This is a genomic window from Staphylococcus petrasii (genome assembly GCF_002902565.1).
GTDB classification, from domain to species: domain Bacteria; phylum Bacillota; class Bacilli; order Staphylococcales; family Staphylococcaceae; genus Staphylococcus; species Staphylococcus petrasii.
In genome coordinates this window covers 65,073-80,598 of the sequence record NZ_PPRC01000010.1, presented here as the reverse complement: position 1 = coordinate 80,598, position 15,526 = coordinate 65,073, and the positions used below count along the sequence as shown (strand labels likewise).

Sequence of the window (15,526 nt, the reverse complement as noted above, 5' to 3'; positions counted from 1 at the left end):
ATATAATTGATAATCATTATCATTTATAATAAAGTTAATTTTTAAAAATTAGTATAGTTATATACGTTTGGCATATTAAAGTGTTAAAATATGTATGTTAAAAAAATCACAATAATTTTCAGAAAAGTTAGGAGCTTTCATCATGCTACTATTTGTAGTAGAAATTGTCATCATGATATTGGCCATATTACTAGGGCTTAGAACTGCTGGGGCTTTAGGGTGTGGTATCTTCGCCATCGTCGCGCAACTTATCATGATATTTGGATTTCAATTACCTCCGGGGTCAGCGCCCGTTACTGCAGTATTAATCATCTTATCAATTGGTATCGCTGGTGGTACCTTACAAGCTACAGGAGGCATAGACTATCTAGTCTATCTTGCTTCAAAAATTATCGAACGATTTCCTAGATCAATTATCTTTATCGCACCAATCATTGTCTTTCTATTCGTATTTGGCGTAGGGACGGCGAATATTGCCTTATCATTAGAACCGATTATTGCTAAAACGGCAGTTAAAGCGAATATACAGCCTAAACGTCCATTAACGGCTTCAGTGCTGACAGCGAATTTAGCATTATTATGTAGTCCTGCAGCTTCTGCGACGGCATACATTATTTCAGTTATGGCCGGGCATGGTATTTCTATGGGCCAATACTTAAGTATTGTGCTCCCAACTGCTATTATTACGATGTTACTGTTAAGTGTTTTTTGTACCTTTGTAGGACGTAAAACGGCAGTAACTGAGAGTGAAATAGCACATACACCTGACGTTGAAGTGGCGCCTTCATTTTCAAAAAAAGTAAAAATTGGTGTCGTAGCGTTCTTATTATGTGTCGTAGGGATTCTAACATTTGGTATCTTCCCTGAATTAATGCCTACTTTCAAAGTTGACGGTAAAGAAGTAGCGCTCACAATGACTGAAATTGTGCAATTCTTTATGTATTTAAGTGTGGCAGTTAACTTATTGCTACAGAAAATTAATACAAGCGATATTCTATCTTCTAACATCACGCAATCAGCTATCGGTGCACTCTTCGCCGTGTTAGGACCAGGTTGGCTAGGGGCAACTATCTTTAACGCGCCTGAAAACTTAAAAATTATTAGAGATGACATCGGCAAAACCATACAATCTGTACCATGGTTAGTAATCATCTTAGTAGCTGTGGTCGCGATGATTGTTATTTCCCAAACGGCTACTGCGTCAATCATGGTACCAATTGTGATGAGCATGGGGATTCCACCAATGTACTTTGTTGCGATGGTTCAAACATTAAATGTTAACTTTGTTATTCCGGCGCAACCAACGATACTCTTTGCGGTTAGCTTAGATGAAACGGGGCGAACACGACCAACGAGCTTTATTATTCCAGGCTTCTTCGCGGTTATCGTTTCAGTCATCGTCGGATTTACGCTTAAAATGATATTAGGATATTAAACTTTTAAGACTGTTGAGTTCTTATTTAAGAGTAAGAACTTGATAGTCTTTTTTTGATTGAAAAATAAATTGTTTCATAAAAAATGAAAATAAATATAAATGCATATATTAGTTATAAATATTCATTTTTAATGCATTGTAAAATTTGTTAAATACGTTCAGTGTAAATTTAACACTGTTGTTGTGGCAATTTGGGGAGCTTATAAATATATTGTAAATATATATTTATTCAAAAAATTAAACTGATTAATTTGAATGGAATTTGCATTTTTATTTAATATTAGATATCGTCAAAATATATAATACCCATAAAATCAGCAAAATTTATTAGAGGAGGAGCATCATTGAAAAAAGAGAAAATTATGGATTGGCCGACTTTCATAGGGACGGTGATTGTACTACTATTCGCTGTTATACCGATGATGGTATTTCCTGATGCAAGTGAAAAGGTAATTACTGATATTAACAGTGCAATTTCAAATTCAATCGGTTCAGTTTACTTATTCATGGGCTTAGCTATATTATTCTTTGTACTATACATCGCATTTGGAAGATACGGAAATGTAACACTTGGGAAAGCAACAGATAGACCAGAATTTAATAATTTTAGTTGGGCATCAATGCTATTCTGTGCCGGTATTGGTTCAGACATTTTATATTGGGGCGTTATAGAGTGGGCGTTCTATTACCAAGTTCCACCGAATGGCGCAAAAGGAATGACAGATGAAGCACTTACATATGCAACACAATACGGCATGTTCCATTGGGGACCTATTGCCTGGGCAATATATGTATTGCCAGCATTACCAATCGGTTATTTAGTATTCGTAAAAAAACAACCTGTTTATAAAATTAGTCAGGCATGTCGTCCAGTATTAAAAGGTCAAACAGATAAATTTGTAGGTAAGTTAGTAGATATCTTATTTATCTTTGGCTTACTTGGCGGGGCGGCAACATCATTAGCACTAGGTGTACCTATGATTTCAGCTGGTATTGAAAGACTTACAGGTATTGATGGAGAAAATATGGTCATGCGATCAATTATCTTACTAACGATTACAGTCATCTTTGCCATCAGTTCTTACACTGGTTTGAAAAAAGGTATTCAAAAACTTAGTGACGTAAACGTATGGCTATCATTCTTATTATTAGCATTCGTATTTATCGTAGGACCAACAATTTTTATCATGGAAACTACAATTACTAGTTTCGGTAATATGATGAGGGACTTTTTCCATATGGCAACATGGATGGAACCATTTGGTGGCATAAAAGGGCGTAAAGAAACGCACTTCCCACAAGATTGGACAATATTCTATTGGTCATGGTGGTTAGTATATGCACCATTTATCGGTTTATTCATCGCTCGTATTTCAAAAGGTCGTCGTCTTAAAGAAGTTATCTTAGGAACAATTATCTATGGTACTTTAGGTTGTCTATTATTCTTTGGTATCTTCGGTAACTATGCTGTTTATTTACAAATTTCAGGGCAATTTGATGTGATTAGCTTCTTAAATGCGCATAGTACAGAAGCTACAATTATAGAAGTTATGCATCAATTACCATTCCCTACATTAACTATTGTTTTATTCTTAATATCAGCATTCTTATTCTTAGCAACTACATTTGATTCTGGTTCATATATTTTAGCTGCCGCATCTCAAAAGAAAGTCATTGGTGAACCATTAAAAGCAAACCGTTTATTCTGGGCATTTGCTTTATGCTTATTACCATTCTCATTAATGTTAGTAGGTGGGGAGCGTGCACTTGAAGTTTTAAAAACGGCTTCAATTTTAGCAAGTGTGCCACTTATTGTGATATTTATCTTTATGATGATATCCTTTGTTATCACGTTGAATAGAGATAGGATTAAACTCGAAACACGTGCTGATAAACATAAAGAAATCGAACGTCGTTCTTTAAGGATTGTTCAAGTTAAAGAAAAGCCAGAAGACGATAATTTATAACATAAAATAAGCTAGAGGATTTTGACATCCTCTAGCTTATTTTTCTTCATCTTCTGGTATTGGATAATGTTCAAAGATTTGGCCGCTTTCAATCGCATTACTTAAATTTTCTAACCATTTACAATATTGTTTTGTATGGTTAAGTTGCGCTTGAATTTTATCAACTTCTGCTTTTGCTTCATCATCTAAATTTTCGTTTTGTAATGTTTCTTGAAGAAGTGCTTCTGCTTTATTTACTGCTTCTAAATTAGTATCGACTTCGCGTTCCCATTTTTGAGTAAAGAAATTACGAAAGAAATTAAAAAAGTTCTTTTCAGCAATAAAATGTTGTTTTCGACTACCACGAGTGAACTGTTGTTTTACGATGTCGAACTCTTGCAGTTTTTTAACGCCTGCACTCATACTTGGTTTACTCATTTGTAATTGTTCACGCATTTCATCTAGTGTCATACTTCCTTCAAAAACCATAGTGCCATATAAGTTACCTACACTTCTGTTTGTACCGTACAAGTCCATGGTTTCACCAATTGAGTTAATTACTAAATCTTTGGCCTCTTCAATTTTTTGATCATAATTTTTAGAACGTGCCATGTTTGCACCTCCCTTATTGCATATTAAATATTACGAAAATAAATTAATATTTACGTCCATTTTTTAAGTCTCAATTATTATAAAGTGTTTTATAAAAAGTTTCAAAATTGCATTACTATTATTAGCATTTTTGGTACTTCATTTTCAAGAAAAGTAAGAAAATGGTGATAATAAGAACGTTTGCAAGGGTATAAAATATATGCTAGGATAAATTTGTAAAATTCGTTAAATAAAAATTTAACAAACTTAACGGAGGTCGTTTGATGGAACTTGTAAGTAAATTGTCTAATCGTCAATATATAGATGGTGAATGGGTAGAAAGTTCAAATAAAAATACGAGAGATATTATCAATCCGTATAACCAAGAAGTTATTTTTACTGTTTCTGAAGGCACTGCTGAAGACGCTGAACAAGCAATCTTAGCAGCGCGTCGTGCTTTTGAAGATGGCGAATGGTCATTAGAAACAAGTGAAGTCAGAGGTAAAAAAGTTAGAGCTATTGCAGATAAAATCACTGAAAATCGTGATGAATTAGCAAAATTAGAAACATTAGATACTGGTAAAACATTAGAAGAATCATATGCAGATATGGATGACATTGCGAATGTATTTACGTATTTCGCAGGGTTAGCAGATAAAGATGGCGGCGAAATTATTAATACGCCAATTCCAAATTCTGAAAGTAAAGTATTAAAAGAGCCAGTAGGAGTAGTAACTCAAATTACACCATGGAATTATCCATTATTACAAGCATCATGGAAGATTGCGCCAGCATTAGCAACTGGTTGTTCTTTAGTTATGAAACCTAGTGAAATCACTCCATTAACTACAATTCGTGTGTTCGAGTTAATGGAAGAAGTAGGTTTCCCTAAAGGCGTTATCAACTTAGTTCTAAGCAGTGGTGAAGAAGTTGGCGACACACTTTCAGGTCATAAAGAAGTGGACCTAGTTTCATTCACAGGCGGTATTGAAACAGGTAAACACATTATGAAGAATGCTGCTAATAACGTAACTAATGTCGCATTAGAACTTGGTGGTAAAAATCCAAATATTATTTTTGATGATGCGGACTTTGAATTAGCGGTAGACCAAGCATTAAATGGTGGTTATTTCCATGCCGGTCAAGTTTGTTCAGCGGGGTCACGTATTTTAGTGCATAACGATATTAAAGATGACTTTGAAAAGGCCTTAATTGAACGTGTCGGAAAAATTAAACTAGGTAATGGCTTTGACGATGATACTGAAATGGGTCCAGTTATTTCAACTGAGCACCGCAGTAAAATTGAAAAATACATGGACATTGCTAAAGAAGAAGGCGCAACAATTGCGATTGGCGGTAAACGTCCTGACAGAGACGACTTAAAAGATGGTTTATTCTTTGAACCAACAGTAATTACTAATTGCGATACTTCAATGCGTATTGTGCAAGAAGAAGTATTTGGCCCGGTTGTTACTGTTGAAGGCTTCGATAGCGAAGAAGAAGCGATTAAGTTAGCAAATGATTCTATTTATGGCTTAGCTGGGGCTGTCTTTTCAAAAGACTTAGGAAAAGCGCAACGAGTAGCTAATAAACTTAAATTAGGTACAGTATGGATCAATGATTTCCATCCTTACTTTGCACAAGCACCATGGGGTGGATACAAACAATCAGGTATTGGCCGTGAATTAGGTAAAGAAGGTTTAGAAGAGTACTTAGTTACTAAACATATCTTAACTAATACAAATCCAGAGCCAGTGAATTTCTTCAGCAAGTAAAGCTAAATAAAGTTATGGAGGGACCGTAGAAGCTGTGATGTCATGCGGTCCCGTTTATTTGAACAAAGTAGAGTAACGTATCGAACTTAAATTCAACATAGATATAAAGAACATTTTTTAAGGGAGGACGAAGATGACTATGAGTAAAAATAAATTTTATGATTACGTAATTATCGGAGGAGGTAGCGCTGGTTCGGTGCTAGGTAACCGTTTGACAGAAGACAAGGATAAAGATGTGCTTGTATTAGAAGCGGGTCGTAGTGATTATCCTTGGGACTTATTCATTCAAATGCCAGCAGCATTAATGTTCCCTTCAGGTAATCGTTTTTATGACTGGATTTATGAAACTGAAGAAGAACCACATATGGGACGTAAAGTAGACCATGCACGTGGTAAAGTGCTTGGTGGTTCAAGTTCTATCAACGGTATGATTTATCAACGTGGTAATCCAATGGATTATGAAGGTTGGGCAGAGCCAGAAGGTATGGAAACATGGGACTTCGCGCATTGCTTGCCATATTTTAAACGTTTAGAAAAAACATATGGTGCTGCACCATATGATAAATATAGAGGTCATCAAGGACCTATCAAATTAAAAAGAGGACCTGCGACTAACCCATTATTTAAATCATTCTTTGATGCAGGTGTAGAAGCGGGGTATCACAAAACAAAAGACGTAAATGGTTATAGACAAGAAGGCTTTGGACCATTTGACAGTCAAGTACATAATGGTCGTCGTGTATCGGCTTCTAGAGCTTACTTACATCCAGCGATGAAACGCAAAAATTTAACAGTTAAAACACGTGCGTTTGTTACTGAAATTCACTTTGATGGTAATAAAGCAACAGGTGTAACTTTCAAACGTAATGGTAAATACCATACTGTTGATGCTGGAGAAGTTATCTTATCAGGTGGTGCATTTAATACACCTCAATTATTACAATTATCAGGTATTGGTGACGCTGAATTCTTAAAATCTAAAGGAATCGAACCACGTATGCACTTACCTGGTGTAGGGGAAAACTTTGAGGACCACTTAGAAGTTTATATTCAACATAAATGTAAACAACCAGTATCTTTACAACCTAGTTTAGATTTAAAACGTATGCCTTGGATTGGTTTACAATGGATATTTGCACGTAAAGGTGCAGCAGCTTCTAACCACTTTGAAGGCGGCGCATTTGTAAGATCAAATGATCAAGTGGATTATCCAAACTTAATGTTCCATTTCTTACCAATTGCTGTAAGATATGATGGTCAAAAAGCACCTGTAGCACATGGATATCAAGTGCACGTTGGACCAATGTATTCTAACTCAAGAGGTAGCTTGAAGATTAAATCTAAAGACCCATTTGAAAAACCAAGTATTGTGTTTAATTATCTTTCAACTAAAGAAGATGAACAAGAATGGGTTGAAGCGATTAGAGTAGCACGTAATATCTTATCTCAAAAAGCAATGGATCCATATAATGGTGGCGAAATTTCACCAGGACCATCTGTTCAAACTGATGAAGAGATATTAGATTGGGTACGTAAAGATGGCGAAACAGCGTTACACCCTTCATGTAGTGCGAAAATGGGACCTGCTACAGATCCAATGTCAGTAGTAGACCCATTAACAATGAAAGTACATGGCATGGAAAACTTACGTGTGGTTGATGCATCAGCTATGCCTCGTACAACAAATGGTAATATTCATGCGCCAGTGCTTATGCTTGCTGAAAAAGCGGCAGACATTATTCGTGGTAGAGAACCATTAGAACCACAATATGTTGATTATTATAAAAATGGCGTAAGTGATGAAAAAGCAGGCGCAATGGAATTTGATCCATATTATAAACACTAAATAATTTTTCGAGACATGTTCTATGAATGAGTAGAACATGTCTTTTTTAATAGGAATTCTACTCCAAAACGTGCAACAACATTTTTATTTTTTAAAGGCATATAATGAAGGAAAGGGAAAAAGAAGGAGTGGACGAGAGATGACAAAAGATTTAGTGAAACGTTTGCAAGATAAAGAAGAACGCATGATTGAAATTCGTCGTCATTTACATGAACATCCAGAACTTTCATTTAAAGAAGAAGAAACACCTAAATACATTGCTGATTTTTACAAAGATAAAGATTGTAAGGTGGAAACAAATGTTGGCGAGAATGGTGTGAAAGTTACGATTGATAGTGGTGAACCAGGTAAAACAATCGCTATTCGTGCTGACTTTGATGCACTTCCTATTCAAGAAGATACAGGTTTATCTTTCGCATCTAAAAATGATGGCGTGATGCATGCGTGCGGTCATGATGCTCATACTGCATACATGCTTATTTTGGCAGAAACTTTAATTGAAATGAAAGACCAATTTAAAGGTAAAGTTATTGTTATTCACCAACCTGCAGAAGAAATGCCTCCTGGTGGTGCGAAAGGCATGATTGAAGACGGCGTTTTAGAAGGCGTGGACCATGTACTAGGCACACACGTTATGACGAATATGGAACCTGGTAAAGTGTATTATCGCTCAGAGAATGTCCAAACAGGCCGTTCATATTTCAAATTAACGGTGCAAGGTGAAGGTGGCCATGGCTCATCACCTCATACAGCGAACGATGCGATTGTAGCCGGTGCTAACTTTGTAACTACTGCTCAAACTGTGGTTTCACGTCGACTTAATCCTTTTGAAACTGGCGTAGTAACAATTGGTTCTTTTGATGGAAAAGGGCAATTCAATGTAATTAAAGATAAAATTGTACTTGAAGGCGATGTCCGTGCACTTACAGATGCTACACGTGATCGTATTGAAGAAGAACTTAAACGTTTGGTTGAAGGACTTGAAGCAACGTTTGGTGTTAAATGCGACTTTGAATTCAGTAAAGACTATCCAGCTCTATATAATGACCCAGAGTTTACTGAATACGTAGCGGAAACAATTGAAAATGCAGACTTAGCAGATGTTAAAGGTGTCGAAGAATGTGAAGCACAACCGCCATCTGAAGACTTTGCGTTTTATGCGAAAGAATTACCAAGCACATTTATTTACTCAGGTGCAGCACCTCAAGACGGTAAAGCTTACCCTCACCATCATCCTAAATTTAGAATTGATGAATCATCTATGCTTGTGGCAGCAGAAGCGGTAGGCGCAGTTGTATTAGATTACTTAAATTCATAAGTAAGTGCAGGATAAAAATGAGTGCTAATCTACAGTTTCAGTAAAACTGTCTCTCTTGAACCTCTAGTTTTAAGGATATCGTTCATGATAGTATAAATATATATTGGAATACTGGGGTGAGATAATGAGTTTTTATGATTTTATGCAAGGATTTGTGGACGACCAAACCCCGTTAGGTGAACTTGCACATTGGATTAATGAAGATCAGTCATTTCCAAAGCAAGAACGTCTCTCAGATAATATATTAGATTATTTTATAAACTTTCCGACTTCAGATCATGAATTTTTGGAAATTGTAAAACGCTCAATTTCTTTATATGAACAACAAGGTCGAAGCTAGAAAGATATTAAAAGCTTAATACTAGTTTAGAAATGAAGGAATAACAGACATGATTTTAGAAGACAGTTATAAAACATATGTAATTGAAGAAGTAGATAATCAATTAATGACTATTCAAAAAAATAATGACACACAGAACTATACTATTTTAGAAGAAATTAATGAATTATCTAACGACTCATTTTGTGTATTAAATCATTTATTCGTTAATGACGGTAAGGAAGAAGAATTTGAAAAGAAATTCTTAGAACGTCCTAAATACTTGCAAGATGAACCAGGATTTAAAGCTTTACGCTTTTTACGTCCTAACGTTGCACATCGTCATTACATTATTTTGACATTATGGGAAGATCGCCAAGCTTTTTACGATTGGCAGAACTCTGAAGCTTATAGTAAAACGCATAAAAAACGTGGCACTAAAGAAGGTGCAGATTACGATATAGTGAATCGCGATTTATCATATAATGTACGTATTGAGTTGGCTGGGTTGGAAGATACGATAGATGTAACTGATATATTTTAACATGATAAGATTAAGTTTCTTAAAACCTGTCATTAAAGGGTTAGGGACTTAATCTTTTTAATTTATAAAGGCGGTACTATTTAAAATCATTACCATAAGTGGTATATTTTAATGCGTTAAAGAATTTGAAAAGGTAGAACGAATGAGAAGGGAAAGGAAGTTTAAAATGAAGAATTCAAACTTACTTGCACCGGAAACGTATAACATTGTTTCGGAAATTGAGAAACACGCTTCAGATGCAACTAAAAAAGCACTGATTTATAAAAATGGAATCGATGAACCTATCACCGTTACATATTCTGAATTAATCAATAATGCGAATAAAGTAGGGCACGTATTTTTAAAACATGGATTAAAAAAAGGCGATAAAGTATTAATTATGATGCCACGCTCAATTATTACGTATGAACTTTATATTGCAGCATTAAAATTAGGTATTGCGATTATTCCAAGTTCTGAAATGTTAAGAACGAAAGATTTACAATATCGTATTACGCATGGGGAAATTAATGCTGTTATTGCTAAAGCAGATTTCGTTAAAGAATTTAAAAACATTAAAGAATATGATAGCTTAACTAAATTTATTGTAGATGGTCACGAAGCGGATTGGATTAGTATTGAAGATGAAAAAGAAGGACAAAGTACGTCACTAGAAATGGCTGACACGACTAGAGACGATATTGCTATTTTATCTTATACTTCTGGTACAACAGGCAATCCTAAGGCTGTAACACATTCTCATGGCTGGGGTTACGCACATATGAAAATGGCACCAGAACATTGGTTATGCATCAAAGAAGATGACTTAGTGTGGGCAACGGCTGCACCAGGTTGGCAAAAATGGGTATGGAGTCCATTCTTATCTATTATGGGTTCAGGCGCTACTGCTTTCGTCTATAATGGTAAATTCAACCCATCACGTTACTTAGAATTATTACAAGATTTTAAAATTAATGTGCTTTGCTGTACACCAACAGAATATCGTATGATGGCGAAATTAAGTAATTTACAAGATTATAATTTAGAGCATCTGCATAGTGCTGTATCAGCTGGGGAACCGTTAAACCGTGAAGTTGTAGAACAATTCCGTAAAAACTTTAACTTAACGGTAAGTGATGGTTACGGTCAAACTGAGAGTACTTTACTTATCGGTTTCTTAAAAGATACGGAGCCACGTCCAGGTTCAATGGGTAAAGAAATTCCAGGAAGTCACGTGACTGTTGTAGATGACGATGGTAATAAAGTGGATACTAATGTGAAAGGTAATATTGCATTGCCATTAGATTTCCCAGGACTTTTCAAAGGATATTATAAAGATGAAGAACGTACCAAAGCAGCACAAGCTGGCGACTATTACATCACAGGTGATTTAGCGCATATTGATGAAGATGGTTATTTCTGGTTCGAAGGTCGTCGTGACGATATCATCATTAGTTCAGGTTATACAATTGGACCATTTGAAGTAGAAGACGCGTTAACGAATCATCCAGCTGTAAAAGAATGTGCGGTTGTAGCCAGTCCTCATGCTATTCGCGGTAATATTGTAAAAGCATTTATTATTTTACAAGATGGTTATACTGGCGATGATGCGTTAGTGAAAGAATTACAAACGTTTGCGAAACAAGAAGTAGCTCCGTATAAATATCCACGTGCTATTGAGTTTGTGGAAGATTTACCAAAGACAAATTCAGGTAAGATTCGTCGTGTAGAATTACGTGATGCAGAAGTTGAGAAATATCGCGCAGAACATGGTGAATAGAACAGTAGAGCCCTTTTTTAAAAGTAGTTCTTAGATGATTGTTACTCATTTTGTTGCGACGCTTTCTTGCGGGAAAGGCTCAAGCCTGTAGTCTTGAGGCTCTTTCTTTTCCGCCAAGAGTCGCGCAACGTCATTCGTTATTCATCTTAGAACTACTTATTTAAGTGTGTAAGTACTTAAGTTCATTAACATTACTGTTTTATCAGTTATCAAATCCTAAAAAATACTAAACTAAATTAACAAGATACCTCTATGAATACTCATAGGGGTGTTTTTATTTTGAAAAATATAGTTCAGTATAAATTAATATTAAGAAATAGTATGACACAATTAATGTCTATATGTTAGTGGTATGTATACAAAACCGTACGCTAATATATAGCGTTAATTGTGTCTTTTTTGTAAACGTTTGCTAAATGAATATGATTTTATTTGTATTCAAATTAATTATATGACATACTTTAAAATAATTAGTATGACATAATAATTAATTGAGGTGACATATATGACTAAATATATATATGCTTTTGATGAAGGACAAAAATCGATGAAAGATTTGCTTGGAGGTAAAGGGGCAAACCTTTCTGAAATGAAACGTTTAGGTTTACCTGTGCCTGATGGTTTTACAATTACGACGGAAGCGTGTATTGAGTATTTACGCCAAGGTCAATCGCTATCGACGGAAGTTAAAACGCAATTGGTTGATCATCTTGCGGCATTTTCAGAGAGAACGGGTAAAACATTCTCTTCAGATAGCAATTTATTATTAGTATCTGTACGTAGTGGGGCGAAAATTTCAATGCCTGGTATGATGGATACGATTCTTAACTTAGGTTTAAATGATGACAACGTGAAGAAATTAGCAGAGAAAACAGGTGACGCGCGTTTCGCATATGACTGTTACAGACGTTTATTACAAATGTTTGGTGAAGTTGTTTATAACGTGCCAATGCAAGCCTTTGATACATACTTTGAAGAATACAAACAACGCCATAACTTTGAAAACGATGCTGCGATTACAGCTGAGGGATTACAAGAAATTTGTGAACGTTTCAAAGAAATTTATGTGGAAGAAGTGTATAAACCTTTTCCACAAGAACCATTAAAACAATTGGAAGAAGCGATTGAAGCTGTATTTAAATCTTGGGACAACGACCGTGCACGTATCTACCGTGATTTAAATGATATTCCGCATGATATCGGTACTGCAGTAAACATCCAAGAGATGGTCTTTGGTAACAGTGGTGATAACAGTGGTACAGGGGTAGCCTTTACGCGTAATCCAGTCACAGGTGAGAATAAATTATTTGGTGAGTACTTATTAAATGCGCAAGGTGAAGACGTGGTTGCGGGTATCCGTACGCCGAAAGATATTTCAACGTTGCATGACCAAATGCCAGATGTCCATCAAGAGTTCGTAGATGTGACGAAACAATTAGAGAAGCACTATAAAGATATGCAAGATATCGAATTTACGATTGAAAATGGTAAATTGTATTTATTACAAACGCGTAATGGTAAACGTACAGCACGTGCTGCGATTAAAATTGCGGTTGATTTAGTAGAAGAAAGCTTACTTACTAAAGAAGAAGCGGTTACGAAAGTAGAAGCAAAATCTATCGATCAGTTATTGCATCCTAATTTTGATGAAAAATCTTTAAAAGAAGCGACAGCTATTTCGAAAATGGGCTTACCAGCAAGTCCAGGTGCAGCAACAGGACAAATCGTCTTCTCAGCTGAAGATGCGAAAGCACAAGCTGACGCAGGCAAGAAAGTCATCTTAATGCGCCCAGAAACATCGCCAGAAGATATCGAAGGTATGGTAGCAAGTGAAGCGATTGTAACTACACATGGCGGAATGACATCTCATGCAGCGGTTGTAGCACGTGGTATGGGTAAATGTTGTGTGACAGGATGTTCTAATTTAGAAATCAATACTGTAGCTAAGACGGTTTATTACGATGGTGGCGAGTTACATGAAGGCGACACAATTTCTGTCGACGGCGCTAACGGGGATATTTATCAAGGCGAAATCAAAACGGTAAGTGCAGAGCATAGTGAAGAATTTGCGAACTTTATGGGATGGTCTGAAGAGGTTGCGCGCTTAGATGTGCGCATGAATGCTGAAACACCTCAAGATATTGAAGCGGGCTATAATTTTAATGCGAAAGGCATTGGTTTAGTGCGAACTGAGCATATGTTCTTTGGCGCGGAACGTCTTGTTGAGATGCGTCGTTTCATCTTGTCATCTTCATATGAACAACGCGTAGAAGCATTGAATAATATTCGCAAATATCAAATTGAAGACTTTGAAGCAATCTTCCGATTATCAGGAGAACGCCCTACGATTGTGCGTTTACTTGATCCACCGTTACACGAATTCTTGCCAAATTCGGATGAAGATATTGAAAATGTAGCACAACAACTCAATATTGATAAAGAAACATTGAATAAACGTATTGTAGACTTACATGAAGTGAACCCAATGCTAGGACACCGAGGCTGTCGTCTTGCTATCACATATCCAGAATTATACGAAATGCAAGTTGAAGCTATTATGGGTAGCGTATTAAAACTTAAAAAAGAGGGTATAGCATGTAAACCTGAAATTATGATTCCATTAGTATCAACAGTGGAAGAGTTTACAACATTAAAAGATAAACTTGTGAAAACAATTGAGAAATTGGAAGAAGAGAAAGGCGATAAAGTCGATTACTTAATCGGTACAATGATCGAAACACCACGTGCATGCTTAGTGGCAGATGAATTAGCTCAGCACTGTGACTTCTTCAGTTTCGGTACGAACGATTTAACACAATTGACATATGGTTTCTCTAGAGATGATGCAGGTAAATTCATAAATGTGTATACTGAAAGTAATATATTGAAGCTTGACCCATTCCAAACATTGGATAAAGACGGTGTTGGCAAATTAATCGAAATTGCAGTCGAACAAGCGAAAAAAGTAAATTCTAATATTAAAATTGGCGTATGTGGTGAATTAGGTGGCGATGCGAAGTCAATTCGTCGTTTCAATCAATTAGCTATCGATTATGTTTCATGTTCACCATTCCGTGTGCCAGGTGCAATTTTAGCAACAGCTCAGAGTCAAGTGGAGGAAAGCGAGTAATAATGTGGACGAAACGCAATCTAATGAACAAGTTTTAAAGTTATTTATAGTATCTGATTCTATTGGTGAAACAGCACAACGTATGATTCATGCGACTTTAACGCAATTTCCAGACTTAACAAATGTCGAAATTAAGAAATTTCCTTACATTAAAGATGAAGAAGAATTCTTAAATATTTTAAATTTAGCGCGCGAACAACACGCGATTGTTGCGACAACACTTGTAAGTGAATCGTTCAATGCATTAGGTCATGAATTTGCGCGTGAACATGAGATTCCTTATGTCGACTACATGTCTGATTTAATTAGTATTATTGAAAAGGTTACGAAACATGAACCGCTAATGGAAAGTGGAGCCTTACGTAAACTGAATGAAGAATATTTCAAACGTATTGAAGCGATTGAGTATTCAGTTAAATATGACGATGGTAAACACTTTACCGATATAGGTGAAGCGGATGCGCTAATTGTTGGTGTGTCTCGTACATCTAAAACACCATTAAGTATGTATTTAGCGAATAAGGGCTACAAAATTGCGAATATCCCATTAGTGCCAGAAATTAACATTCCAGATAATGTCTATAAACAAAAAGGACTAAAAGTGTTTGGATTAACAGCAAGCCCGCAGTACATTGCGAATATTCGTAAAAATCGTGCAGAAACACTAGGATTATCAAGTGAATCACGATATAACAATCTTGATCGCATTAAGAAAGAACTTGCATATGCGGAAGAAGTATTTAAGAAATTAAATGCGACCGTGATTAATACAGAATATAAATCCATTGAAGAATCTGCTTTTTATATTGAAAAGTTCTTACAACCTAAATTATAAAGTAGGAAATAGATAAGATGATTAGAGG

General features: G+C 35.8%; 11 protein-coding genes. 10 read left to right on the top strand and 1 reads right to left on the bottom strand.

All coding sequences use genetic code 11. The features are described 5' to 3' along the window. Positions 1 to 142 precede the first annotated feature (142 nt). Entirely contained in the window at positions 143 to 1,435 is a 1,293-nt protein-coding gene (locus CD127_RS02595) for an anaerobic C4-dicarboxylate transporter family protein (protein ID WP_103365654.1), read from the top strand. Between the two features lie 344 nt (positions 1,436 to 1,779). Continuing rightward, a complete protein-coding gene (locus CD127_RS02590) occupies positions 1,780 to 3,402 on the top strand; it encodes a BCCT family transporter (RefSeq protein ID WP_103365653.1) in 1,623 nt (540 codons plus the stop codon). A gap of 36 nt (positions 3,403 to 3,438) precedes the next feature. Here CD127_RS02590 and cudC read toward each other — a convergent pair whose 3' ends face one another. Next, positions 3,439 to 3,993, bottom strand: coding sequence for a choline uptake/conversion transcriptional regulator CudC (gene cudC, locus CD127_RS02585; RefSeq protein WP_103365652.1), 555 nt, complete (start codon positions 3,991 to 3,993; stop codon positions 3,439 to 3,441). 263 nt (positions 3,994 to 4,256) lie between these two features. On the opposite strand from cudC, the gene betB reads away from it, so the two are divergent. The 8 genes from betB to CD127_RS02545 all read left to right on the top strand — a co-directional run bounded on the left by betB (position 4,257) and on the right by CD127_RS02545 (position 15,498). Further along, complete coding sequence (betB, locus tag CD127_RS02580) at positions 4,257 to 5,747, top strand: betaine-aldehyde dehydrogenase (protein WP_103365651.1); 1,491 nt, start codon at positions 4,257 to 4,259, stop codon at positions 5,745 to 5,747. 139 nt (positions 5,748 to 5,886) lie between these two features. After that, entirely contained in the window at positions 5,887 to 7,593 is a 1,707-nt protein-coding gene (gene betA, locus CD127_RS02575; RefSeq protein ID WP_103365656.1) for a choline dehydrogenase, read from the top strand. A 139-nt stretch (positions 7,594 to 7,732) separates the two neighbouring features. Continuing rightward, entirely contained in the window at positions 7,733 to 8,911 is a 1,179-nt protein-coding gene (locus tag CD127_RS02570; RefSeq protein ID WP_103365650.1) for an amidohydrolase, read from the top strand. Positions 8,912 to 9,035: 124 nt separating this feature from the next. Then, positions 9,036 to 9,251, top strand: coding sequence for a sterile alpha motif-like domain-containing protein (locus CD127_RS02565; protein ID WP_103298861.1), 216 nt, complete (start codon positions 9,036 to 9,038; stop codon positions 9,249 to 9,251). A 49-nt stretch (positions 9,252 to 9,300) separates the two neighbouring features. Then, positions 9,301 to 9,774, top strand: coding sequence for an antibiotic biosynthesis monooxygenase family protein (locus CD127_RS02560; RefSeq protein ID WP_103365649.1), 474 nt, complete (start codon positions 9,301 to 9,303; stop codon positions 9,772 to 9,774). Between the two features lie 166 nt (positions 9,775 to 9,940). Further along, a complete protein-coding gene (gene mbcS, locus CD127_RS02555; protein ID WP_103365648.1) occupies positions 9,941 to 11,533 on the top strand; it encodes an acyl-CoA synthetase MbcS in 1,593 nt (530 codons plus the stop codon). 505 nt (positions 11,534 to 12,038) lie between these two features. Then, complete coding sequence (ppdK, locus tag CD127_RS02550; protein WP_103365647.1) at positions 12,039 to 14,663, top strand: pyruvate, phosphate dikinase; 2,625 nt, start codon at positions 12,039 to 12,041, stop codon at positions 14,661 to 14,663. Positions 14,664 to 14,667: 4 nt separating this feature from the next. Next, positions 14,668 to 15,498, top strand: coding sequence for a pyruvate, water dikinase regulatory protein (locus CD127_RS02545; protein WP_103365646.1), 831 nt, complete (start codon positions 14,668 to 14,670; stop codon positions 15,496 to 15,498). Positions 15,499 to 15,526: the final 28 nt, after the last annotated feature.